Source organism: Brevundimonas sp. NIBR11 (assembly GCF_027912535.1).
Lineage (GTDB): Bacteria > Pseudomonadota > Alphaproteobacteria > Caulobacterales > Caulobacteraceae > Brevundimonas.
The window spans coordinates 3,108,649-3,130,549 of the sequence record NZ_CP115465.1 but is presented as its reverse complement, the minus strand read 5'-3'; the positions used below and the strand labels follow the sequence as shown (position 1 = coordinate 3,130,549).

Annotated in this window: 24 protein-coding genes; 12 read left to right on the top strand and 12 right to left on the bottom strand. The window is 67.9% G+C overall.

The window, feature by feature from the left end:
- Positions 1 to 15 precede the first annotated feature (15 nt).
- From O5O43_RS15735 to O5O43_RS15710, 6 genes are all read right to left on the bottom strand, one after another.
- Positions 16 to 1,368, bottom strand: a complete 1,353-nt coding sequence (locus O5O43_RS15735) for an amidohydrolase family protein (protein ID WP_271084846.1) — start codon at positions 1,366 to 1,368, stop codon at positions 16 to 18.
- On the bottom strand, positions 1,368 to 2,852 hold the full coding sequence (locus O5O43_RS15730; RefSeq protein ID WP_271084845.1) for an amidohydrolase: 1,485 nt from the start codon (positions 2,850 to 2,852) through the stop codon (positions 1,368 to 1,370). The genes O5O43_RS15735 and O5O43_RS15730 overlap by 1 nt, the downstream gene beginning before the upstream one ends.
- Before the next feature lie 110 nt (positions 2,853 to 2,962).
- Positions 2,963 to 3,337, bottom strand: coding sequence for an ammonium transporter (locus O5O43_RS15725; protein ID WP_271084844.1), 375 nt, complete (start codon positions 3,335 to 3,337; stop codon positions 2,963 to 2,965).
- Positions 3,334 to 3,630 (bottom strand): autorepressor SdpR family transcription factor, encoded by a 297-nt coding sequence (locus tag O5O43_RS15720; RefSeq protein WP_271084843.1) that lies wholly within the window; start codon positions 3,628 to 3,630, stop codon positions 3,334 to 3,336. Before O5O43_RS15720 ends, O5O43_RS15725 begins: the two co-directional genes overlap by 4 nt.
- A gap of 98 nt (positions 3,631 to 3,728) precedes the next feature.
- Positions 3,729 to 4,658 (bottom strand): FAD-binding protein, encoded by a 930-nt coding sequence (locus O5O43_RS15715; RefSeq protein WP_271084842.1) that lies wholly within the window; start codon positions 4,656 to 4,658, stop codon positions 3,729 to 3,731.
- A complete protein-coding gene (locus O5O43_RS15710; RefSeq protein WP_271084841.1) occupies positions 4,659 to 5,423 on the bottom strand; it encodes an electron transfer flavoprotein subunit beta/FixA family protein in 765 nt (254 codons plus the stop codon).
- A gap of 112 nt (positions 5,424 to 5,535) precedes the next feature.
- On the opposite strand from O5O43_RS15710, the gene O5O43_RS15705 reads away from it, so the two are divergent.
- Complete coding sequence (locus O5O43_RS15705) at positions 5,536 to 5,877, top strand: hypothetical protein (protein WP_271084840.1); 342 nt, start codon at positions 5,536 to 5,538, stop codon at positions 5,875 to 5,877.
- A 4-nt stretch (positions 5,878 to 5,881) separates the two neighbouring features.
- On the opposite strand, the gene O5O43_RS15700 is transcribed toward O5O43_RS15705, so the two are convergent.
- Both O5O43_RS15700 and O5O43_RS15695 read right to left on the bottom strand, forming a co-directional pair.
- On the bottom strand, positions 5,882 to 6,769 hold the full coding sequence (locus O5O43_RS15700) for an alpha/beta hydrolase (protein WP_271084839.1): 888 nt from the start codon (positions 6,767 to 6,769) through the stop codon (positions 5,882 to 5,884).
- Positions 6,770 to 6,816: 47 nt separating this feature from the next.
- Complete coding sequence (locus tag O5O43_RS15695) at positions 6,817 to 7,302, bottom strand: Fur family transcriptional regulator (RefSeq protein WP_271084838.1); 486 nt, start codon at positions 7,300 to 7,302, stop codon at positions 6,817 to 6,819.
- Positions 7,303 to 7,406: 104 nt separating this feature from the next.
- Here O5O43_RS15695 and O5O43_RS15690 point away from each other — a divergent pair, with 104 nt between their 5' ends.
- Positions 7,407 to 9,428, top strand: a complete 2,022-nt coding sequence (locus O5O43_RS15690) for a TonB-dependent receptor (RefSeq protein ID WP_271084837.1) — start codon at positions 7,407 to 7,409, stop codon at positions 9,426 to 9,428.
- A gap of 83 nt (positions 9,429 to 9,511) precedes the next feature.
- Entirely contained in the window at positions 9,512 to 10,312 is an 801-nt protein-coding gene (locus O5O43_RS15685; protein ID WP_271084836.1) for a SapC family protein, read from the top strand.
- 68 nt (positions 10,313 to 10,380) lie between these two features.
- On the opposite strand, the gene O5O43_RS15680 is transcribed toward O5O43_RS15685, so the two are convergent.
- Together O5O43_RS15680 and O5O43_RS15675 are read right to left on the bottom strand one after the other, a co-directional pair.
- Positions 10,381 to 10,788 carry an acyl dehydratase gene (locus O5O43_RS15680; protein WP_271084835.1) on the bottom strand — a complete coding sequence of 136 codons (408 nt, stop codon included), beginning with the start codon at positions 10,786 to 10,788 and terminating at the stop codon, positions 10,381 to 10,383.
- Between the two features lie 17 nt (positions 10,789 to 10,805).
- Positions 10,806 to 11,837, bottom strand: coding sequence for an NADP-dependent oxidoreductase (locus O5O43_RS15675; RefSeq protein ID WP_271084834.1), 1,032 nt, complete (start codon positions 11,835 to 11,837; stop codon positions 10,806 to 10,808).
- 321 nt (positions 11,838 to 12,158) lie between these two features.
- Here O5O43_RS15675 and O5O43_RS15670 point away from each other — a divergent pair, with 321 nt between their 5' ends.
- Entirely contained in the window at positions 12,159 to 12,494 is a 336-nt protein-coding gene (locus O5O43_RS15670; RefSeq protein ID WP_271084833.1) for a hypothetical protein, read from the top strand.
- A 76-nt stretch (positions 12,495 to 12,570) separates the two neighbouring features.
- Here O5O43_RS15670 and O5O43_RS15665 read toward each other — a convergent pair whose 3' ends face one another.
- Entirely contained in the window at positions 12,571 to 13,305 is a 735-nt protein-coding gene (locus O5O43_RS15665) for a response regulator (RefSeq protein ID WP_271084832.1), read from the bottom strand.
- Between the two features lie 237 nt (positions 13,306 to 13,542).
- Here O5O43_RS15665 and O5O43_RS15660 point away from each other — a divergent pair, with 237 nt between their 5' ends.
- From O5O43_RS15660 to O5O43_RS15630, 7 genes are all read left to right on the top strand, one after another.
- Positions 13,543 to 13,746: a NepR family anti-sigma factor gene (locus O5O43_RS15660; RefSeq protein WP_271084831.1), complete on the top strand. Its 204-nt coding sequence runs from the start codon at positions 13,543 to 13,545 to the stop codon at positions 13,744 to 13,746.
- A complete protein-coding gene (locus O5O43_RS15655) occupies positions 13,743 to 14,363 on the top strand; it encodes a sigma-70 family RNA polymerase sigma factor (protein WP_271084830.1) in 621 nt (206 codons plus the stop codon). The genes O5O43_RS15660 and O5O43_RS15655 overlap by 4 nt, the downstream gene beginning before the upstream one ends.
- A gap of 80 nt (positions 14,364 to 14,443) precedes the next feature.
- Positions 14,444 to 16,213 (top strand): sensor histidine kinase, encoded by a 1,770-nt coding sequence (locus tag O5O43_RS15650; RefSeq protein WP_348637144.1) that lies wholly within the window; start codon positions 14,444 to 14,446, stop codon positions 16,211 to 16,213.
- Positions 16,214 to 16,265: 52 nt separating this feature from the next.
- Entirely contained in the window at positions 16,266 to 16,403 is a 138-nt protein-coding gene (locus O5O43_RS15645) for an entericidin EcnA/B family protein (RefSeq protein ID WP_271084829.1), read from the top strand.
- A 127-nt stretch (positions 16,404 to 16,530) separates the two neighbouring features.
- Positions 16,531 to 18,195: an MFS transporter gene (locus O5O43_RS15640; protein ID WP_271084828.1), complete on the top strand. Its 1,665-nt coding sequence runs from the start codon at positions 16,531 to 16,533 to the stop codon at positions 18,193 to 18,195.
- A gap of 178 nt (positions 18,196 to 18,373) precedes the next feature.
- Entirely contained in the window at positions 18,374 to 19,828 is a 1,455-nt protein-coding gene (locus tag O5O43_RS15635; protein WP_271084827.1) for an NAD-dependent succinate-semialdehyde dehydrogenase, read from the top strand.
- Positions 19,825 to 20,037 (top strand): hypothetical protein, encoded by a 213-nt coding sequence (locus tag O5O43_RS15630; protein ID WP_271084826.1) that lies wholly within the window; start codon positions 19,825 to 19,827, stop codon positions 20,035 to 20,037. Before O5O43_RS15635 ends, O5O43_RS15630 begins: the two co-directional genes overlap by 4 nt.
- Here the strand turns inward: O5O43_RS15630 and O5O43_RS15625 are convergent.
- Positions 20,012 to 20,488, bottom strand: a complete 477-nt coding sequence (locus O5O43_RS15625; protein WP_271084825.1) for an Lrp/AsnC family transcriptional regulator — start codon at positions 20,486 to 20,488, stop codon at positions 20,012 to 20,014. The genes O5O43_RS15630 and O5O43_RS15625 overlap by 26 nt on opposite strands.
- Positions 20,489 to 20,637: 149 nt before the next feature.
- Between O5O43_RS15625 and ald the strand changes: the two genes are divergently transcribed.
- Positions 20,638 to 21,756 carry an alanine dehydrogenase gene (gene ald / locus O5O43_RS15620; protein ID WP_271084824.1) on the top strand — a complete coding sequence of 373 codons (1,119 nt, stop codon included), beginning with the start codon at positions 20,638 to 20,640 and terminating at the stop codon, positions 21,754 to 21,756.
- The last annotated feature ends 145 nt before the right edge of the window (positions 21,757 to 21,901 follow it).

Below are 21,901 nucleotides of genomic sequence, written 5' to 3'. Positions count from 1 at the left end.
GGGGAGGGAGTGCTGTTACTGCCCGTACGCCACCGGCATCCCCCCGCCGACACGGCCGCCGTTGCGGTAACGATCGCGCAGCAGGATCTGGCGGCTGGTCAGGGACTGTTCCTGGCCGTTGATGAACTCCGCCGTCACCGACGACAGAGGCTCCAGAGGATCGCCGGACCAGACGACCACATCCGCCGCCGCGCCCGCCCGCAGCTCGCCGAACTGGCCGCCCATGCCGAAGATGCGCGCCGGGTTCACGGTCAGGGCCGCGATGGCCGCCTCGAACGGCAGGCCGTGCGAGACGGCGTTGCCGGCGTTGTAGCGAGCCTCGCGGGCGCGGTGGACCGAACCTTCGTTGCCCTTGATGGCGATGACCACGCCGGCCGCGTTCAAGGCCGCCGCGTTTTCCATCCGCGCCGCCCGCATCTCGAGATTGCCCGGCAGGTTGGAGATGGGGTTCAGCAGCACCGGCACGTTTGCGGCGGCGATGTCGGCGGCGACCAGCCAGCCTTCCTCGGCGCCGTCCAGGATCAGCTTGACCCCTTCCTCGCGGCCGAGACGCAGGACCTGCTGGATATCGGCGGCGCGGTGCACGGTGACGATCAGGGGCATCTCCCCGTTGGCGACCGGGATCAGGGCCTCCAGATCGGCGCGCGAGATCGACAGGTCACGCAGGGCCGCGCGGTCGTAGGCGGCCTTGTTGCGGGCATAGAGACGCACCTCGGCCAGTGTTTCCTTGAACAGGGTGAACTCGGCGCCCCGCGCGCCGCCGGCGACGCCCGCGCCGGCCTCGCCGAATGGGGCGACCATGGCCACGCGCGGCTGGACCAGGACGTCGGTCCCGGCGGCCAGATGGATCACCGAGGCCGTGCCGGCGAACAGGCCGGGCGTCTGGAAGCCGCCCTCGCCGGCGCCGGCGAAGTCGCTGTCATCCTGATGCTCATGCCCGCCCGAGCCGCCGGGATGGTTCGGCACGACGATGGCGCGGGTGATGCCGCCCAGACGCGCCACCGGAATGGCGATGGACCAGGGGTCGAGGCCATAGGAGACGTCAAACGAGGCCGAGATGGTGTTGGCGCCGTTGGACTGGTCTTCCGAGCCGCCGACCGAGGAGATCTCGGTCAGGCCGAGGCCGCTATCGACCGCGACGAAGCCGGGGGTGACGACCTTGCCGCGCGCATCGATGACGCGGGCGCCGGACGGAGCCGCGCCGGTCCCGACCGAGACGATGCGGCCGCCGTCGATGACGACCGTGCCGTTCTCGATGACCGAGGTTCCGGTCAGGACGCGGCCGCCCGTGATGGCCGTCACTTGAGCCAGAGCGGGCATGGCCGACAGCGCGAGGGCGGTCAGCGAGACGATTGCGAGACGGCGCATCAGCGGGCTCCCGGAGCGATGTTGGCGGCGGCGATGCCGAAGCCGGGCTGGCCCAGCTCGAAGTCGGACACGGGCTGATAGCGCGGGTCGAAACGGTCGAAGGTCAGGGCCCCGTCGATGAAGACCTGATCGGCGCGGGCGTAGATCGAGAACGGGCTGGCGCTCCAGATCACCACGTCGCCGCGCTTGCCGGTCTCCAGCGAGCCGGTTTCGTCGCCGATACCGATGGAGCGGGCGGCGTTGGAGGTGATCCAGCTGATGGCGTGCTCGTCACTGATGTTCAGCCCGGCGCGACGACCGGCGGCGAGGGCCGCGGCGGCCTCCTGATTGAGGCGCTGGGTCAGCTGGGCGTCGTCGGAGTGGATGACGGCGCAGGAGCCTTCGGGGGCGTCGACGAGGGCGGCGTTCTCCTCGACCGCGTCGAGCGCCTCCATCTTGAAGCCCCACCAGCCGGTCCACATGTCGGCGCAGACGCCGGCGGCGGCCAGTTGGGGCGCGATCTTGTAGGCCTCGATGGCGTGGTGGAAGGCGGTGACGCGGTAGCCGAACTCATTGGCGATATCGAGCATCACCATCATCTCGTCGGCGCGGTAGCAGTGGTTCTGCACCATGATCGAGCCGTCCAGAACGCCCGCCAGGGTCTCGTTCTGCAGGTTGCGGGTCGGGGGCGAGCCCTCACCGGTCTCGCGCCACTTGTCCCACTTGTCGCGATAGTCCTGGGCGGCGATGAAGGCGGCGCGGTAGCCGGCGACATTGCCCATGCCCGTGGCCGGCGACTGGTTGCGGCCGCCATAGACGCGCGACGGGTTCTCGCCGCAGGCCATCTTCACGCCGTAGGGGGCGCCCGGGAATTTCATCCCCTGCATCGAGATCGAAGGGACGTTCCGCACAGTCACCGACCGGCCGCCGAACAGGTTGGCCGAGCCGGGCAGGATCTGGAGGGTGGTGACGCCGCCCGCCCGGGCGGTGTTGAATCCGGGATCCTGGGGCCACAGGGAATGCTCGGCCCAGACCTGGGCGGTGTTCGGGCTGGTCGCCTCGTTGCCGTCCGACATGCCCTGCACGCCCGGGGACGGATAGACGCCGAGGTGGGAGTGGACGTCGATGATGCCGGGGGTCACGTAGCGGCCGCGCGCATCGACGACGCGGTAGCCGGCGGGGACGGGCGTCGATGCCGGACCGACAGCCTCGACCTTGCCGTCCGACATCAGGACCATGCCGTTCTCGATGCGCTGATCCGTGCCGGTCAGGACCGTGCCGCCGACGATGGCGACGTTGTCGCGCGGCAGGGGCTGGTAGGTCGAGGGATAGGGATCGGGGTTGGCGGCGTAGTCGAGGCCGCGCGCCAGGGTCCGTTCGCGCGGCGGGCTGGACGCGCCGTCATCGGCGGAGGCGGCAGGGCCGTCCGTAGTGGCGCAGGCTGAAAGCGCGAGCGCGCAGGCGACGACGGCGAGGCTGGGCCCCCGCAAGGCGTGACGGATCATTCGCAAAACCCCTCCTGTCGCGCCGGGCGGCGCGGATCGGGGCGGATTACAAGAGCGTCGCAAGCCCTCCGTCAAAGGCGGAAACATTACATTCCTGTAAGACGCAGCGATCAGGCCGTTTTTGCCTTGTTCCTGAGCGACAGGCAGTAGCCGAACGCGGTCGCCATGCCCAAAAGGATCGCGCCGACGCCGACCGGAACCGCCGTTTCGATCGGAAAGAAGACGAAGGCGGCGGCGTAGGCGAGACCGCTGATCACCATCGACCAGGCCGTGACCCGCTGGGCTTTACGGGCTCCGGCGCCGGATACGAACCGTTTGGGGATGCGGTTGCCGAACGAGGCGATCATCAGGCCGGTCGCGCCGAGCACGATCCGCAGCGTCGTCTCCTGATCGATATAGCCGAGGGCGCGGGCGAGAGCGCAGGCCAGGGCGAGAACGACGATGCCGCCACCCCAGGCCACGCTGTTGGTCAGGTCTTTGGTCATTTCGCAGGCTCCTCTGAGGGCGTCGGCGTTTCCGCGTCGAGGCCGAATGAATGGACGAAGCCCAGAAGGGCCTCTTCGAGCACCGAGAGCTTCAGGTGGTAGACGACCGACTTCCCCGCCTTCTCCGCGTGGACCAGATCGGCCTCCTTCAGGACGGCGAAATGGGCCGACATGGTCGGCTTGGAGACGTCGAACCGGTCGGACAGATCGCCGGCCGTCATCGGCCCCTGACGCAGGAGCTGAAGCACCTTGCGGCGGGTCGGATCGGACAGGGCCTTGAACACCGAGCTCATGAATCGACAATTAGCTAAACGTCGAAATGAGTCAAGCAGCCAAAAAAAAGGACGCGGACCCTGCGACCCGCGCCCTCGTTCGAAGTCGGTCGTTGCGCTCAGCCGAGAGCGGCCATCAGTTCCGGCACGACGGTCTTGTAGTCGCCGACGATGCCGTAGTCGGCGACCTGGAAGATCGGGGCGTCGGCGTCCTTGTTGATGGCGACGATGATCTTGGAGTCCTTCATCCCGGCCAGGTGCTGGATGGCGCCCGAGATGCCGACGGCGATGTAGAGGGCCGGGGCGACGACCTTGCCGGTCTGGCCGACCTGGTAGTCGTTGGGGGCGTAGCCCGCGTCCACGGCCGCGCGCGAGGCGCCGACGGCGGCGCCCAGCTTGTCGGCCAGGGGCTCGATCACCGCGTGGAACTCCTCGGCCGAGCCCAGGGCGCGACCGCCCGAGACGACGATCTTGGCGGCGCCCAGTTCGGGACGGTCCGACTTGACCATCTCCTCGCCGACGAAGGCGGCCTTGCCGGCGTCCGAACCGGCGACGGTCTCGACCGGGGCCGAGCCGCCCTCGGCGGCGGGGGGGAAGCTGGTGGCGCGGACGGTGATGACCTTCTTGGCGTCCGACGACTGGACCGTCTCCAGCGCGTTGCCGGCGTAGATCGGGCGCACGAAGGTGTCGGCCGAGACGACCTCGACGATGTCCGAGATCGGGGCGACGTCCAGCTTGGCGGCGATGCGCGGCATGAAGTTCTTGCCGTCCATGGTGGCGGGCGACAGGATCGCGTCGTAGCCGCCGGCCAGGCCGACGACGGTCGCTGTCACGGCCTCGGCCAGCTGGTGACCCAGCTCGCCGCTTTCGGCCAGCAGGACCTTGCGGACGTTGGCGATCTTGGCGGCCGAGTCGGCGGCGGCCTGGGCGCCCGAACCGACGACCAGGATGTCGACGTCGCCGCCCAGGGCGGCTGCGGCGGTCACGGTCTTGTGGGTGCTGTCGCGGACGGCCGAACCGTCGTGATCGGCGATGACGAGGACGGCCATTTACAGCGCTCCCGCGGTCTTGAGTTTCGAGACGAGTTCGGCGGCGTCAGCCACCTTGATCCCGGCCGAGCGGGTCGGCGGGGCGGTGACCTTGAGGACCTTCAGACGGTCGGCGACATCGACGCCGTAGTCGGCGACCGCCTTCATGGCGATCTCCTTCTTCTTGGCCTTCATGATGTTCGGCAGAGACGCATAGCGCGGGGTGTTGAGGCGCAGGTCCACGGTGACCACGGCCGGAAGCGGCGCGGCCAGGGTCTGGATGCCGCCGTCGACTTCGCGAGTCACGGTCGCCTTGCCGTCGGCGATCTCGATCTTGGCGGCGAAGGTGGCCTGGGGCCAGTCCAAGAGGGCGGCCAGCATCTGGCCCACGGCGTTGTTGTCGCCGTCGATGGACTGCTTGCCCATCAGGACCAGGTCCGGCTTCTCCTCGTCGACCACCGCCTTCAGAAGCTTTGCGACGGCCAGCGGCTCCAGGTCGGCGTCCGACTGGATCAGGATGCCGCGATCGGCGCCCATGGCCAGGGCCGTGCGGATGGTTTCCTGGGCCTGGGTCACGCCGATGGAGACGACCACGATCTCGTCGACCGTCCCGGCCGCGTGATGCTCCTTGCCCTCTTTCAGGCGAACGGCCTCCTCGACGGCGATTTCGTCGAAGGGGTTCATGCTCATCTTGACGTTGGCCAGATCGACGCCGGTCTGATCCGCCTTCACGCGGGCCTTGACGTTATAGTCGATCACCCGTTTGACGGGGACGAGAACCTTCATGTGCGCCAGTCCTTAGGATCGCCGAAATGTTGCGGCAGGGAATGGAACGGGCGAAACAGCCTGTCAACGTAACGCGACGTGAACTTCGGTCGTCGCCGGGGATGAGATTTCGATGAACCGCTTCCTGACCATGCGTCGCCTGTCGATCCTGTTCGGCGCGCTGTTCGCCGTTCTGGCCCTCGGCGCCGTGGCCTACCAGCGGTTCTATGTCGCGCCGGAAGACGCCTGCACCCGAAGCGGGCGCTGGTGGTACGAGGAAGGTCGGGAGTGCGTGCAGCCGATCTACCTGCCCGACATCACCGGCCGCCCGGCGGGCGTGACGCGGGCCCAGGCCTCGGACGAACAGAACCGCGAACTGCTCCAGATCGAGGATCGTCTGGCCGCCGAGAAGGCCGCCCGCGCCGCCGCCACCGAGCGGGACCGCGCCGACTACGCCGCCAAGACCGGGCGCTGATCTTTCAAACCGCCGCGTCGAACAGGGCGTCGCGGGCGATATCGGGGCGCAGCATCGGGAAGAAATGCGTGCCCTCCGCCACGGTCTCGACCGTCACCAGAGGCAGGCCGCGCGGCGAGGGTTCGACCGCGCAGGTGGATCCGTTCTCCGCCTTCAGGATTCGGACCGGACGGCCGGCGTCGCGCATGGCCTTCCACGGATCGTGGCCTTGGGCCGCGTAGTTGGAGGCTTCCCATGTCGGCGGGCATGTCAGGACAAAGCCGTCTCCCTCCGCCTTCAGCCCTGAGCCGAGGTAGTCGACCACCATGACGTCGGACCAGCCCCTGAAGGCCCCCCGGTTGCGATAGGCGGCTAGAGCCTGTTCCCGGCTGTCGAACCGCGCCCGGCGTCTGAGCGCCCCCTTTACCAGCGGGATATGACCCGGCAGGCGGTCGATCAGCGGCAGCTTCAGGGCCGCGACGGCCCAGCGTTTCCAGATGACGGGGTCGAAGGCGACGACCTGCGAGACCTTTTCCGGCCGCTCCGCCGTCGCCAGAAGGGCGCTGGTCGCGCCCATCGAATGGCCGGCCAAGACCACCGGAGGTCCGTCGATGCTGTCGAGCAGGGCGACCAGGTCGTCGCGATGATCCTGCCACCCCTTGCGTTTCGCTGGCAGGGGCAGGGTCGTGGCGCCGTGCCCGCGCAGGTCGGGCGCGAGGATGCGCAGGGACGAGGCCAATGGCGCGAGGATGGAACGGTAGGCCTGGGCGTTGAAACCGTTGGCGTGACAGAAGACGAGATCGACCGGCCGCTTGGGATCGCCGAAGTCCAGCACCGACAGATCGCCCGCGCCCCATCGATTGTCGATGGGCACGGTCAGGCGGCGAGGCGGGGAGAGCCGGGCGGCGTCCATGGATCGAACCTAGTGAGCCGAACGCCCCGACGCCAGCCTTGATCGGCCTATGCCGAGACCCGGCAGACCGGGCATCTGCCGTGCGCCTCGATCGTCGTGTGTTCGATGACGTAGCCGGCGGTCTCGGCGGCGCGGGTCAGGGCCTCGCCCTCGGGCGGGGTGACCTCCTCGGTCGCGCCACAGCAGTCGCAGATCAGGAAGGCGGCGGCGTGGGCCCGGTCCCCGACCGAACAGGCCACATAGGCGCTGATCGAGGCGATCCGGTGCGCCATGCCTGTCTTTTCGAGAAACTCCAGCGCGCGATAGACGGTCGGCGGCTTGGCCGCGACCCCGTCCGCGCCATAGCGGGCGATCAGGTCGTAGGCCTTCACCGCCTCGCCGGCCTGCAGCAGCAGTTCCAGCACCCGACGACGCGGCGCGGTCATCCGCTCGCCCTGATCCACGCAGCGCGCCTCGGCCGCACTCAGGGCGCGGGCGATCTCGACCGTGCTGAGGCCGGTGTCGTGATGGTCGTGGCCGCAGTGGGATCCCATGCCCCAGAGCTAAGCCGCCCGGAGGCGCACCGCAACCATGGCCACTTGACGGTTCGTGATGTTATCTCATAACACTCTCGCTCTTCCTTCGCTGAAAGATCGCCATGCGTCCTGTTTCCGTGTCCCGTTCCGCCCTCCGTCTCGCCGTCTCCGTGGCCGCCATGGCCGGCGCCGCCCACGCGCAGACGGCGCCGGCGCAGGAAGACTCGGTCGACGACGTCATCGTCACGGGCCGGCCGTTCGGCGTCACCGACAACGCCAGCCTGATCGCCGTGGACGTGCTGGACGAACAGGCCCTGGCCGTCGCCCCGGTGCAGACGCTCGGCGATCTGGTCGCCGGCCTGCCGGGCGTGCGCTCCTCCAGCTTCGCCCCCGGCGCCAGCCGTCCGGTGATCCGGGGCCTGTCCGGTCCGCGCGTCCAGGTCCTGACCAACGGTCTGGGCATGATCGACGCCAGCGCCGTGTCGCCGGACCACCAGGTCGCCGTGGACCCGGCCGAAGCCAACCGGATCGAGACCGTGCGCGGTCCCTCGACCCTGACCTTCGGCGGCTCGGCCATCGGCGGGGTGGTCAATATCCTGGATGAGCGCATCCCGACCCATGCGGCCGAGGGCGGCGTCGACGGCCATGTCTCCACCCAGTATTCCAGCGTCGACGACGGCTATGGCCTCGGCGCCCGCTTGGCGGCCAACGTCGGATCGTTCGTCCTGACGGTCGATGGCTTCAAGCGCGACAGCGACGACTACGACATCCCCGGCTCGGCCATTTCCCAGCGTCTGGCGACCCAGGAAGGGATCGCCCGCGACAACGCCGGGACCGTGGTCAACTCCTTCGCCGAAATCCAGCAGGTCGGCGCCGGCGCTTCCTACGTCGACGACCGCGGATTCGTCGGCGTCTCGATCAAGAACACCCAGTCCAACTACGGCACCGTGGCGGAGCCGGAAGTCTCCATCGACCTCGAACAGACCCGCTACGACTTTCGGGCCCAGCGCGACCTCGACACGACCTGGTTCGAGCGGCTCAACCTGTCGGCCGGCTACGCCGACTACGAGCACACCGAGTTCGAAGGGCCCGAAGTCGGCACCATCTTCCAGTCCTCGGGCTATGAGGGCCGGGCCGAGCTGATCCAGCGCGAACACGACGGCTGGCAGGGCGTGGTCGGGGTCCAGGTGCTGGACCGCGACTTCGACGCCATCGGCGAGGAGGCTTTCGTCCCAGCCACCACGATCAAGGAAACCGGCCTCTACACCGTTCAGCGCGTCGATCTGGGCGGCTACGGCTTCGAGGGCGGCCTTCGCTACGACCGCCGCGAACTGGCCGCCACCCCCATCGGCGGCGCGTCCGAAGTCGCCCGCGATTTCGACAACTGGTCAGCCTCCGGTTCGGTCTTCGTCAAGCCGGCGCAAGGGTTGTTCCTCGGTTTCAGCCTGTCGTCGAGCGAGCGCGCCCCCAGCGAGGTCGAACTCTTCTCCGACGGCGTCCACGTCGCCACCGCCGCCTACGAACTGGGCGACCCGACCCTCGATTCCGAGAAGGTCCTGACCCTCGAGGGCACGGTCCACCTCGCGCACGGCCCGCTCGAAGGCGACCTGCATGTCTATCGCGCCAGATACGATGGCTTCATCGACCAGCGCCCGACCGGCGCCGATTTCGACTTCGACGGCGAGCCTTTTCCCATCTTCGCCTACGTCCAGACTGACGCCACCTTCACCGGCTTCGAGCTGGAGGGCGATTACGCCCTCTGGGAGTCCGGCGAGCGCAGCCTGAAGCTCGGCGCCGCCGCGGACTATGTGAAGGCCGATACCGACCTGGGTCCGGCCGCGCGCATCCCGCCCTACTCCCTGACCGGGCGTGTGACCTGGACCGACGCCAAGTGGGACGCCCAGTTGGAAGTCCGCCACGTCGGAGAACAGGACGAGGTCGCCGCCTTCGAACTGCCGACTGACAGCTATACGATGATCAACCTTTCGGGATCGATCCGGCCGTTCGCCGACCGCAACGTCACCGTCTTCGCCGAGGCTCACAACATCACCGACGAGGAAGCCCGCGAGCACGCGTCCTTTTTGAAGGACATCGCGCCCCAGCCCGGCAGGAACCTGCGCGTCGGCGTCACCTATCGCTTCTAACCGCTACAGGAGCCTCGGTTTGCGGCGGCGGGCCGGTTCCGCTAGAAGGCCCGCCTTTCCGACATTCCAGAGCTCTCGCGTCCATGACCGACACCACGGCCCCCCAAAACTCCGGCGACCTCGACGGCAAGGTCCTGTTCTACAGCAAGCCCGAGCCGCTCTCGAGCGACCTGCACGCCAAGCTGGGCGTCAACCCGGTCGAGAAGCCCTACGCCTTCGTGGCCCAGTCGCACGTCGTGCCGCTGACCGTCACCGAGTTCGCCCCGGCCGCCCTGTCGTATCCGGTCGTCTTCCTGGGCGACAACAAGCAGCCGGTCGCCGTCATGGGCCTGCGTCAGTCTGAAAACCTGTACGTCAATGCCAAGGGCGACTTCCGCCCCGAGGCCTACATCCCGGCCTACGTCCGTCGCTATCCCTTCGTCTTCGCCAACGATCCGCAGAACCAGCGCCTGATCCTGTGCATCGACCGCGACGCCCCGTTCGTTGTCGAAGGCGGCCAGTCGCCGCTGTTCAACGACGGCAAGCCCTCGGACTACGTCAACCAGGCGATGGAGTTCTGCAATAACTTCGAACAGGAACGCCAGCGTACGGACAGCTTCGTCAAGCTGCTGACCGACATGGACCTGTTTGACGTGCGTGAAGCCGTCTTCACGCCCCGCAACGAGCGCGGCGAGCCCGGCGAGCCCCAGAAGCTGGCCGACTATTTCGCCGTCTCGGAAGACAAGCTGAAAGCCCTGCCGGCCGAGAAGCTCGCCGAACTGCGCGACAACGGCGCGCTCGGCCAGATCTACGCCCACCTGGTGTCGCTGCTGGGTTGGGACCGCCTGATCGCCCTGGCCTTCCAGCGCGTCAACGAAGGCGAAGCCGCGGCGGGTAACGCCTGATCTAGGGCTCGGTGTGTAGGGCGTGGGTCTTAGAAGCGCGTCGCTTGCTAAGCCCCAAGCCCTACGACCTACCTGCGAACGAACACGCCCCGCGTCAGGCACGAAAAGACCAGCCGGCCGCCTTCGTCGAGCAGGTCGTGCTGGGCGATGACGATGCCCTTGTCGTCGCCCACGGGGTCCTTGCCCATCACCGTCATCCGCCCGCGCAGCAGCTCGCCTGCGGGCGGGTTGCGCATGAAGCGCAGGCCGTCGACGGCCAGCAGCTTGGACTGGGCCCAACCGGCGGCCTTGTCGGACGCCAGCCGGCTCCACAGCGCATAGACGAGGGCGTCGGGCGCGCCGTAGGCGACATCCCACCCCGGCGCGAAGTTCGCCACGAACAGTTCGATCGCCGCCTCATCCACCGCACAGGCGCCGAGTTGCAGCACCTGACCGGTCTCGAGATCCTCGAAATGGACGTGAAGCGGATCGGCCATGGTCTGTCCCTATGGGTTCAGGCGGGTTCTTCGGACACCCGTACCAGAAGCTTGCCGTCGTGGTCGCCCGTGAACAGGCGGTTCAGCGACGTCAGCGCGCCTTCCAGACCGTTGTCGACGTGAACCTTCCACTGGACCTTGCCCGAGGCCAGCCACGGACCGACCTCGGCCACGAACTCTTTGGCGCGCGGCGAATAGTCCATGACCAGGAAGCCCTGCATCGTCATTCTGTGGGTAATCAGGCGGCTGAGGTCTGGCGAGGGCGGGCGCTTCGTGGCGTTGTAGGCCGAAACCATGCCGCAGACGGCCATGCGGGCGTGGATGTTCAGCCGGTTCCAGACCGCCACCATGATGTCGCCGCCGACGTTCTCGAAATTGAGGTCGACGCCGTTCGGGGCCAGACGGTCCAGCGCCTCGCCGACGTCCTCGTTTTTGTAGTCGATGGCGGCGTCGAACCCGAGGTCCTCGGTCAGCCAGCGGCATTTCTCCGGGCCGCCGGCGATGCCGATGACATGGGCGCCCTTCTGCTTGGCGATCTGACCGGCGATGGAGCCGACGGCGCCGGCGGCGGCCGAGATGACCATGACCTGACCGGGCTCCGGACGCAGGACGTCGGTGACGCCCGCCCAGGCGGTCAGGCCCGTCATGCCGAGCACCGACATGTTGGCCGTCAGTGGCAGCCCCGGCGCGCGGTGGACGCGCGACACGCCCGTGTCCGGCACCACTCCGTAGTCGGACCAGCCGCCCATCGCTGTGGTGACCAAGTCCCCGACCGCGAACTTCTGGGATTTCGAGTCTTCGATCACGCCCAGCGTCAGGCCGCGCATGACCTCGCCCAGGCCTACCGGGGGGAGATAGCCCACCGCGTCGTTCATCCAGGTTCGGTTGGTCGGGTCCAGCGACAGATAGATGGTGCGGACCAGAACCTCGCCGTCCTTCAGGTCCGGCACGACATTGGAGACCAGTTCCAGATCGCCGTCCTTGATCAGGCCCTGCGGCCGCTGGCGCAGCACCCATTGGCGATTCGTATTTCCAGAACTGGGGGCCATGGTCATCGTCTCCGGTTGGTTTCTTTTGCAGACCCTCATCATGACCAAGCCGACGACCAAGGCAAAAGAAAAAGCCGGCTCCCTGAAGGAACCGGCCTAGTGGCATCATCGAGAATGAGGCGCGGAGGCGGCAGGACCGGCTGTGGCCGGTCCAAGTCGGGGGGGGCGTCGCCGCCTCCGCAGATTGAGAACGGCGTCATTCGATAACCGTTCCCCGATCCGGCGAACTTTTTCGCTTGTCTCGAAATCTGACGCGAAAGGAACGGCCACGCTGACCCGGCGTTGTCTCGACCTGAGATTTTCCGTCGGAAGGATGCCGCCATGACCCATCACGATCCCCATTCCGAAGCGGCCGACGCGGTCCACGAAGGCCGCCCCGTCGACGCCCAGTATGTGCGCGGCGCCCGGCCCGGAAAGCGCATCCTCGTCCTGCTGATCGTTTCTGCCGGAGCCGCGGCGATCCTGCTGCTCGGAATGTGGTTCCTTTCCAACGGCGGCTTCGCTTCGCAGAACGCCAACACGGGCGCCCAGACGGTGGACGCCGCCGCCTTCGACAACTCTGGCCCGCCGACACCGGACGCGCCGACCAATGCGACGGGCGAGCCCGCTCCGACGCCGGCCGGGACTGAGCCGAACGTCAACCCTCCGGCCAACTGACCGGTCATCGGAACCAAAAAGCCCCGCCGGAGCGATCCGGCGGGGCTTTTCATGGGTCAGAGGAGACCGCCTGGGATCAGGCGGCTTCCTTCTGGCGGGTCGGGTGGAAGAACAGGGCCTGCGAGATCGCCGCCTTCACCGTCTCCGGCTGGAAGGGCTTGGTGATGAGGAAGGTCGGCTCCGGGCGCTCGCCGGTCAGCAGACGCTCGGGGAAGGCGGTGATGAAGATCACCGGCACGTCGAACTTCTTGAGGATGTCCTTGACCGCATCGATGCCCGACGAGCCGTCGGCCAGCTGGATATCGGCCAGGACCAAGCCCGGCTTGTGACGCGCGACGGCGTCGACGGCCTCGTCATGGGTGGTCGCCGTGGCGCTGACGTTGTGGCCCAGCTCCTTCACCAGGCTCTCGATGTCGGCGGAAATGATGGCCTCGTCCTCGATGATCAGGACGTCGGTGGCCAGTTCGGCGTCGATCTCGGCCTGTGCGTCGCCGATCAGCCGCTCGACCGAATGGGCGTCGGCGGACAGAATCTGGGCGGCCTCCGAAGGCGTGAAGCCTTCGAGCGCGGTCAGAAGGAAGGCCTGACGCGAGCGCGGGGCGATCCGCATCAGTCGGCTGGAGGCGTCGCCTTGAGACTCAATGCCGCTGCCGTCTTCGAGCTGGGCGCCGGTCGTGGACCAGATGGTGTGGAAGACGTGGTAGAGGGCGACGCGCACATAGTTGTCGCCCGTCGCCTGGTCTCCGGTCAGGGCCCGCGCGTAGCGACGGACATAGGGCAGGTGCGGCGCAAGTCTGGCCAGAAGGCTCATTTAGGTATTCCCCGACAAATCGACGTGGCCGCGCCTAATGCGTGGAGCGGCTTCTGGATTGAAACGTCGCACTATGGCCACGGTTCCATACCGTCGCGTTTTAGCTTCACCATAAAATGGACGTCGGTGGGAACCCTGATGGTGGAACGACGTTGACGGCCTGAACGATGAAGCCAGGCGCGTACAAGCGCCGGCGTGTTCGCGTGAATGAGATCAACGGTTGGCGGCTCATATTTAATGATCGATTCCTCGGAGTCCGGGCGCAAGCCCAAGTCTGCGAGCGGTGAACCGCCGCTGGAAGAAGCGCGTCTGCGCCAGCAGGCCATCGGCGTGAAGCTGCGCCACATGTTCGACGAGGTCGTCAACGAACCTGTGCCGGACGAGTTTCTGGACATCCTGCGTCGCGCCGACCAACGCGCCGCCGACGAGAACAAGGCGTGAGCGCGTCGTCTGGCCGCTCGACCGCGCCCAAGCCGCCTTCCGCCGACGACGAAGGCTTCAAGCGTGAACTGGTCCAGCTGATCCCGCATCTGCGCGCCTTCGCCCGCACACTGACCGGCGATCCGACCGCCGCCGACGATCTGGCGCAGGACGCCATGATGAAGGCCTGGGACGCCCGCGCCTCGTATCAGATGGGGACGAACATGAAGGCCTGGACCTTCATGATTTTGCGCAACCAGTTCTATTCGGAAAAGCGTCGCTCCTGGCGGTCGTCTCAGCTGGATCAGGAAGCCGCCGAACGGACCCTGGTCGCCGTCGACGATCCCGAGGCGCCCGTCGCCCTGGACGAACTGCGTCAGGCGCTGAACACCCTGCCCGAGGAACAACGCGAAGCGCTGATCCTGGTCGGCGCGGGAGGCTTCGCCTACGAAGAGGCGGCCGAGATCTGCAACTGCGCCGTCGGCACGGTGAAGAGCCGCGTCAGCCGGGCTCGAAAGGCGCTTCAGGCCACGCTCGAACGCGGCGGCTACGGTCGTGACGGCCGGGCGGCGGGCGACGCGATGCGATCGATCCTGGCCGACGCCGACCGCCTGAGCGGCGCGCGACAACAAGGCTGATCATGGAGTCCGCTAGGCCCGCGCGGGGTCGCATCACCCGGCGCGCGGCCTCCACCTTCAGCCGATTCTGGGCGCGGGGCGTGTCGACCCCCCGCGTCCAGGGCATCCGCTTCCGGCTGGGCCTGGCCATGGCCATCGCCCTTCTGCCCATCCTGCTGCTGGGCGCCTTCCAGGCCCAGGTCGAGTTTCGGCGTCAGGCCGAGGACCGCCGGGCCGACCTGCAATTCGCCGCCGAGCGCACGGCCGAGGCGGCGAGATTTCGGCTCGACGCCGCCGCCGTCCTGCTGTCCGCGCTCGCGCCGGAGGCGTCCGCCCCGATCTGCGGCCCGCGCCTGGCCGACCTCGTCCAGCGCCTCGACGACTACGGCGCCCTCTACCGGATCGGCGCGGGCGGCCAGAGCGTCTGCGATTCCCGCCCCACGGCTCAGGTCGGTAGCGGTTCGGTCTTCGCCGACGAACCCTGGTTCCAGCGGCTGAAGTCGGGCGAGGACGTCGCCCTGGCCCGCGCCTCCGGCGATCTGACCGACACGCCCGCCCTGGTCATCGGCGTCCGATGGGAACGACCGCGCGGCGTCTTCGCCGGCGCCATGGCCGCCGTCCTGCCGCTGAGTGAGCTGCAGCCCGACATCAACGACCCCGCCCTGCCCGACGACGCCCAGGCCGCCCTGACCGACGCGCAAGGGCGGGTGCTTGTCTCCACCGACGGCGACGCCTTCACCTTCCAGGAAGGCGAAGGCCACGGTCTGCTCGGCTGGGTCGAACGCGCGCGGAGCGGACAGTCGTCGGTCTTCGACGCCGACAACGCCTCGGGAGAGCACCGGGACTATGCCGGCGCCGCCCTGGCCGGACGCGACGTCTATGTCGTCATTTCCGCTCCTTCGCCTGGCCTGCTGTCCTGGGCGCGGCTGAACCCCATCGGCGTGCTTCTTCTGCCGCTGGCGGCCTGGGTCACGGCCTTCGCCGCCGTCATGCTGGTGTCCGAGCGCATCGTGGTGCGCTGGCTCGACTATCTGGAACGGATCGCCGCCCTCTATGCGCGCGGCCGCTATTCGGTGCGTCCGGTCCAGGCCGCCCATGCCCCCGCCGAAATCCGCCTTCTGGCCCAGACGCTGGATGGACTGGCCGAGGCCATCGCCACCCGCGACAAGTCCCTGAACGAGAGCCTGTCGGAGAAGGACGCGCTGATGCGCGAGATCCACCACAGGGTGAAGAACAACCTGCAGATCATCTCGTCGCTGCTGTCGATGCAGCAGAGGGCCCTGAAGGACGAACCGGCCAAGGCCGCGCTGGGCGACACGCGCCAGCGCATATCGGCCCTCGCCCTCATCTACCGCACCCTCTACCAGTCCGACGACATCCGCTACGCCGACGCCCAGGTCTTCCTGACCGAACTGGTGGGCCAGATGGTCGCCTCCGAAGCCGGACGCGGCTACGCCGTCACCTCCTCCGTCGATGCCGACAGTCTCGTGGTCGATCCCGACAAGCTGGCGCCGCTGGCGCTTTGGCTGGTGGAGGCCATCACCAACGCCCAGAAGCACGCCTTCGCCGGTCGGGGCGGCGCGCTTCAGGTCCGCTTCCGCGTTCATGGCGACCGGAGCACGCTGGAAGTCCAGGACGACGGGCCGGGCTCATCCGACGAGGCCGTCCGCGCCGGCGTGGGCCGCACCCTGATGGGCGCCTTCGCCAAACAGCTGCGCGGCGAGGTCGAGCTTCTGACCGCCCCCGGCGGCGGCACCATCGCCCGGATGGTCTTCGCCACCCCGGAGGCCGTCGTGCCGATCAATCCGGACGATCTGAAGCCCAGCGCGGAAAAGGTCCGTCCCGGAACCCTCAGCCGCACATCGCGTTGATCCTCCACAAGGCGGGACCTCCCCTCGCCCCCCGAAGTTTATTGGAGCTCCCATGCGCAAGGTTTTCGTTCTGATCGCCGCCGCCGCCGCCCTGACCACGGCCGCCTGCAACACCATCTCGGGCGTGGGCCGCGACACCGCCGCCGCCGGCAACGCCGTCACCGGCGCCGCCGAGGAAGCCAAGAACTAAGGCTCCGGGCCGTTATCTTTACGTCAGCCCCGTCGGTCCGCCGGCGGGGCTTTCGCTTGCCCTCTTCGCAGGCGTCGCTAGGCTGATCGCGAGGCGTCCGCAGAGACGCCCGTCTCTGGGGAAGATCATGACCGACGCGACCACCGAACACGACGACAGGGGCCCCGGTCTCGGCACCGTCGTCGGCGCCTCGGCCGCAGGCACTGCGTTCGAGTGGTACGACTTTTTCATCTTCGGCTCACTGGCGACGATCATCGCCCGCCACTTCTACGCGGAGGTGGGCGAGGCGACGGCCTACATCCTTGCGCTGCTGACCTTCGGCGTCGGCTTCGTGGTGCGGCCTCTGGGCGCCCTGGCCTTCGGCTGGTTCGGCGACCGGACGGGCCGCAAGACCACCTTCCTGGTCACCATCACCCTGATGGGTGTCGCCACGGTCGCCATCGGTCTCTTGCCCGACTATTCCCAGGCCGGGATCCTGGCTCCGATACTGCTGATCCTGATGCGGATCATCCAGGGCTTCGCGCTGGGCGGCGAATATGGGGGCGCGGCCATCTATGTCGCCGAGCACGCGCCGCCCAAGAAGCGGGGCCTTCTGACCTCCTACATCAACACCACCGCCGCTCTCGGCCTGATCGGCGCCCTCGTCGTCATCCTCACGACCCGGATGATCGTCGGGACCGAGGCCTTCGACGCGTGGGGCTGGCGCATCCCCTTCTGGCTCTCGGCCCTCCTGCTCGGCGTATCGCTGTGGATCCGCGTCCGCCTGCACGAAAGCCCCGCCTTCGTGAAGATGGCGGCCGAGAGCAAGGTCCGTCAGGCGCCCTTCAAGGAAAGCTTCCTGACCTGGAAGAACGGCCGCTTCGTCCTGATCGCCCTGGTCGGCATCATGTTCGCCCAAGGAGCCGTCTGGTACTGCGGCTATTTCTACACCCGGTTCTTCATGGAGCGGGTCCTGAAGGTGGAGGTCTCGACCGTCGACGGCCTGATCCTGGCCATCACCGTCGCGTCGGCCTTCCTCTATGTCTTCTTCGGCTGGCTGTCGGACCGGGTCGGGCGCAAGCCCGTCATGATCGGCGGCATGGTCCTGTTCCTGATCGCCCTCTTCCCCGGCTTCCACGCCCTGACCCAGGCCGCCAACCCGGCCCTGGCCGAGGCCCAGACGAACGCCCCCGTCACCGTCATCGCCGACCCGGCTGCGTGCGCGGTCCAGTTCGATCCGGTGGGCAAGGGCGCCTTCGCCTCCTCCTGCGACCTTGCCAAGACCGTCCTGTCGAACGCGGGCGTCAGCTATGACAACCTCGCCGCCGAGCCGGGTTCGGTCGCCGCCGTCCGTATCGGCACGGTCGAGATCGCCTCGGTCGAGGGAACCGGCCTCGACACCGACGCCCTCAAGGCCGCCCGCGCCGATGTCGAGACCAGCGTGAAAGCGGCCCTGACCGAGGCCGGCTATCCGACCAGGGCGGACCCGAAGCGGCTGAACTGGCCGGCCGCCTTCGCCATCCTGATGGTCTTCATGGTCGCCGCCACCGCCGTCTACGGCCCCCAGGCGGCCGCGCTGGTCGAGTTGTTCCCGACGCGGGTGCGCTACACAGCGATGAGCCTGCCCTACAATATCGGAACGGGGTGGGTGGGAGGCCTGCTGCCCGCCGCCAGCTTCGCCCTCGTGGCCTGGTCGGGAAACATCTACTTCGGCCTTTGGTACTCGGTCGCCTTCACGGCGGTCGCGGCGATCGTCGCCTTGATCTTCCTGCCGGAAACCAAGGGCCGCGACCTGCATACGATCGGCGAGTGAGGCGTTCCTGATTTCTCCCTTCCCGTGCGGAGGAGAGTGTTCGTAGCGAAGCGGAGACCGGGTGGGGGCGGCAAGGCAACCCAGCCCCTATATCCGTCGTTGCATCGCCTTGCCCTCCCACCCGGTCGCTGCGCGACCACCCTCCCCGCAGGGGGAGGGAGACGCTGAAGGTCTTCCCATGAACACCGCCGCCCGCGACGCCGGATTGAAGCTCCTGCGCGAACACGCTTTCATCGCCGGAGAGGCCATCCCCGCCGGCTCAAAGGGCATCGCCGTCGACGACCCCGCGACGGGCGAGATCATCGGTCACATCCCCGACCTCGGCGCGCCCGAGACCGAACGCGCCATCCAGGCGGCCCACGACGCCTTCCCCGAGTGGTCCCGCTCCGACCCGCACAAGCGCGCCGCCTTCCTGCGCGAATGGGCCCGCCTGATCGAGGAGAACACCGAGGGCCTCGGCGCCCTGATGGCGCTGGAGAACGGCAAGCCGTTCGAGGAGGCCAAGGGCGAGGTCACCTACGCCAACGGCTTCATCAAATGGTTCGCCGGAGAGGCCGAACGCCTGATCGGCGAGACGCAGGACAGCCCTCTCGGTCACGTGATCCTGACGTTCCGCGAGGCGGTCGGCCCCTGCGCCCTCATCACCCCCTGGAACTTCCCGGCGGCCATGCTGACGCGCAAGCTCGGCCCCGCGTTCGCCGCCGGCTGCACGGCCGTGGTCAAGCCGGCCAGCCAGACCCCCTTCACCGCCATTGCGCTCGCCGAGCTCGCCTACAAGGCCGGTCTGCCCAAGGGTGCGCTGAGCGTCGTCACCGGCGACGCGGCGACTATCGGCGGGGTCCTGACCGCCTCGCCCCTGATCCGCAAACTGTCCTTCACCGGCTCGACCCCGGTCGGTCGCAAGCTGGCCGAACAGTCCGCCCCGACCCTGAAACGGGTGTCGATGGAGCTGGGCGGCGCCGCACCCCTGATGGTGTTCGAGGACGCCGACCTCGATCTCGCCGTGGCCGAGACGATCAAGGGCAAGTTCAGGAACTCCGGCCAGACCTGCGTCTGTCCCAACCGCGTTTACGTCCAGGCCTCGGTCGCCGAGGCGTACGCCCGGAAGCTCGCCGCCGAGGTCGCGAAGATTCCCGTCGGGCCCGCCTTCGAGGATGGCGTCAAGGTCGGCCCCCTGATCGAGGACAAGGCCATCGCCAAGGTCGAGGACCACCTGAAACGCGTCCAGGCCTCGGGCGGCAAGGTCCTGACCGGCGGGGCGCGTCACGAACTGGGCGGCCGCTTCTTCCAGCCGACTGTCACGCTTGGCGGCGACGACGAACTGTTCCGCCACGAGGAGACCTTCGGCCCCCTGATCCCTGTTTTCTCATTCGACACGGAAGAAGAGGCGCTGACCAAAGCCAATGACAGCGAGTTCGGTCTCGCCTCCTACCTGTTCACCAGGGACCTCGACCGCGCTATGCGCATCGGCCGCCGTATCGAGGCGGGCATGATCGGGGTCAACACCGGCCTGATCTCCACCGCCGTCGCCCCCTTCGGCGGGGTCAAGCAGTCCGGCTACGGCCGCGAGGGCTCGACCCACGGCATCGAGGAATATGTCGACATCAAACAGATCACCCTGGCGCTCAAGTGAAACGCCTCGAGCCGCTCGTCTGGCCGTTCGCCCTCCTCATAGCGGGCGGCCTCACGGCGCTTCTGTCCGAGGCGATGGCGCGGTCGGTCGAAACCGTGACCCTTTACGGGATGGTCAAGCTGGTCAGCGATCTGGTGCTGCTGATCGCGGTCGTCTGGCTGATCTTCGGTCTGGTCCGCGTTTTCAGACGGGCAAGGCCCCACGCTTGACCACCGTGCGCATGGCGACGCTGGACGACACCCGCGTCACCCCCGGAATGGTGGTCAGGGCCTTGGCGTGGACCCGCTCCAGATCATCGACATCCCGCACCACCAACCGAAGCAGATAGTCGGACCCGCCGGTCATCAGATAGCATTCCACCACCTCGGGCACGGAGGTTATGGCCGTCTCGAACGCCGTCAGGGCGCTTTCGGCCTGGGACGACAGGGTCACGGTGACGAAAACCGAGATCGGCAGGCCCACGGCGCGCTCGTTGATGATGGCGGCGTAGCGGCTGATCACCCCCGCCCCCTCCAGCGCCCTCAATCGACGAAGGCAGGCGCTCTCGGACAGGGCGACCGTCTTGGCCAGATCGGCGTTCGTCATGCGCCCGTCCTGTTGCAGGGCGCGGAGCATCTTTCTGTCAGTCGCATCCAATGTGACGGCGGAAACGGTCTTCATGTCGACTCCAGACGCAAGGTTCTGCGACTTTACGTCGATCACCCAGCGAAAAGAACAGGAACCTGCACAGGCGTCGCCGCTAGAAGATGCAGTCAACCGCTTCCGCAAGCCGTTGGTCTCGCGGGGCTCGTCTGAACCGGAGAGATCTGATGCGCGTCGGCGTTCCCAAGGAAATCAAGAAGAACGAACACCGGGTCGGCCTGACCCCCACGGCGGTGCGCGAATACGTCGCCCACGGCCACACGGTCGAGGTCCAGACCGGCGCCGGCCTCGGCGCGGGCTTCACCGACGAGGACTTCATCAAGGCCGGCGCGACCATGGTCGCCGACGCCGCGACCGTCTTCGCCAACGCCGACATGATCGTGAAGGTGAAGGAGCCCCAGAAGGTCGAGTGGGAGATGCTGCGCGAGGACCAGATCCTGTACACCTACCTGCACCTGGCTCCCGATCCGGAACAGACCAAGGGTCTCCTGGCCTCCAAATGCGCCGCCATCGCCTATGAGACCGTCACCGACGCACGCGGCGGCCTGCCGCTGCTGGCCCCGATGTCGGAAGTCGCCGGCCGCATCGCCGTCTTCTCGGCCGCCGAGACCCTGCTGAAGCACAACGGCGGCATGGGCCTGCTGTTCTGCGGCGTTCCCGGCGTGGCTCCGGCCCGCGTCCTGGTTCTGGGCGGCGGCGTCGTCGGCCTGAACGCGGCCCGCATGGCCATGGGCCTGGGCGCCGAGGTCGTGGTGCTGGAGCGCTCGATCCCGCGCATGGCCTACATCGACGAAGTCACCAACGGCCGCGTCATCACCCGCTACTCCTCGATCGGCGCGATCGAGGAAGAGATCGTCAAGGCCGACGTCGTCATCGGCGCCGTTCTGGTCCCGGGCGCCGAGGCGCCCAAGCTGGTCAAGAAGGACCACCTGCGGAAGATGAAGCCGGGCTCGGTCCTCGTCGATGTCGCCATCGACCAGGGCGGCTGCTTCGAAACCTCGAAGGCCACGACCCACGAAGACCCGACCTACACCGTCGACGGCGTCGTCCACTACTGCGTCGCCAACATGCCGGGCGCCGCCCCGCGCACCTCCTCCGAAGCCCTGAACAACGCCACCCTGCCGTTCGGTCTGGCCCTGGCCGACCACGGTCTGGAGGCGCTCAAGAAGGACCCGCACCTGGCGCGCGGCCTGAACGTCCTGAAGGGCGAGATCACCTATCCGGCCGTCGCCGAGGCCATGGGCCTGAGCTGGTCCGACCCGTTCGGCGTCTGGGCCAAGGGCTGACTTCACTCTCCCTCTCCCCCTGCGGGAGAGGGAGATTTTGCACGCCGGCGCAGCCGTCGTTCCGGCGAAATCGGGTGAGGGGTGACACGGGCCCTGACCGGGTTCGCACAACCCAGCTATAACCGCCGGCGTGACTCCTCACCCG

Excerpts from the sequence above, each read along its gene's own strand:
- O5O43_RS15725 (WP_271084844.1), bottom strand. The coding sequence starts at position 3,337 with ATGACCAAAGACCTGACCAACAGCGTGGCCTGGGGTGGCGGCATCGTC.
- O5O43_RS15635 (WP_271084827.1), top strand. The coding sequence starts at position 18,374 with ATGAACACCGCCGCCCGCGACGCCGGATTGAAGCTCCTGCGCGAACAC.
- O5O43_RS15660 (WP_271084831.1), top strand. The coding sequence starts at position 13,543 with ATGATCGATTCCTCGGAGTCCGGGCGCAAGCCCAAGTCTGCGAGCGGT.
- O5O43_RS15710 (WP_271084841.1), bottom strand. The coding sequence starts at position 5,423 with ATGAAGGTTCTCGTCCCCGTCAAACGGGTGATCGACTATAACGTCAAG.
- O5O43_RS15685 (WP_271084836.1), top strand. The coding sequence starts at position 9,512 with ATGACCGACACCACGGCCCCCCAAAACTCCGGCGACCTCGACGGCAAG.
- ald (WP_271084824.1), top strand. The coding sequence starts at position 20,638 with ATGCGCGTCGGCGTTCCCAAGGAAATCAAGAAGAACGAACACCGGGTC.
- O5O43_RS15625 (WP_271084825.1), bottom strand. The coding sequence starts at position 20,488 with ATGAAGACCGTTTCCGCCGTCACATTGGATGCGACTGACAGAAAGATG.
- O5O43_RS15675 (WP_271084834.1), bottom strand. The coding sequence starts at position 11,837 with ATGGCCCCCAGTTCTGGAAATACGAATCGCCAATGGGTGCTGCGCCAG.
- O5O43_RS15665 (WP_271084832.1), bottom strand. The coding sequence starts at position 13,305 with ATGAGCCTTCTGGCCAGACTTGCGCCGCACCTGCCCTATGTCCGTCGC.
- O5O43_RS15700 (WP_271084839.1), bottom strand. The coding sequence starts at position 6,769 with ATGGACGCCGCCCGGCTCTCCCCGCCTCGCCGCCTGACCGTGCCCATC.
- O5O43_RS15645 (WP_271084829.1), top strand. The coding sequence starts at position 16,266 with ATGCGCAAGGTTTTCGTTCTGATCGCCGCCGCCGCCGCCCTGACCACG.
- O5O43_RS15690 (WP_271084837.1), top strand. The coding sequence starts at position 7,407 with ATGCGTCCTGTTTCCGTGTCCCGTTCCGCCCTCCGTCTCGCCGTCTCC.
- O5O43_RS15670 (WP_271084833.1), top strand. The coding sequence starts at position 12,159 with ATGACCCATCACGATCCCCATTCCGAAGCGGCCGACGCGGTCCACGAA.
- O5O43_RS15720 (WP_271084843.1), bottom strand. The coding sequence starts at position 3,630 with ATGAGCTCGGTGTTCAAGGCCCTGTCCGATCCGACCCGCCGCAAGGTG.
- O5O43_RS15735 (WP_271084846.1), bottom strand. The coding sequence starts at position 1,368 with ATGCGCCGTCTCGCAATCGTCTCGCTGACCGCCCTCGCGCTGTCGGCC.
- O5O43_RS15680 (WP_271084835.1), bottom strand. The coding sequence starts at position 10,788 with ATGGCCGATCCGCTTCACGTCCATTTCGAGGATCTCGAGACCGGTCAG.
- O5O43_RS15640 (WP_271084828.1), top strand. The coding sequence starts at position 16,531 with ATGACCGACGCGACCACCGAACACGACGACAGGGGCCCCGGTCTCGGC.
- O5O43_RS15705 (WP_271084840.1), top strand. The coding sequence starts at position 5,536 with ATGAACCGCTTCCTGACCATGCGTCGCCTGTCGATCCTGTTCGGCGCG.
- O5O43_RS15715 (WP_271084842.1), bottom strand. The coding sequence starts at position 4,658 with ATGGCCGTCCTCGTCATCGCCGATCACGACGGTTCGGCCGTCCGCGAC.
- O5O43_RS15730 (WP_271084845.1), bottom strand. The coding sequence starts at position 2,852 with ATGATCCGTCACGCCTTGCGGGGGCCCAGCCTCGCCGTCGTCGCCTGC.
- O5O43_RS15695 (WP_271084838.1), bottom strand. The coding sequence starts at position 7,302 with ATGGGATCCCACTGCGGCCACGACCATCACGACACCGGCCTCAGCACG.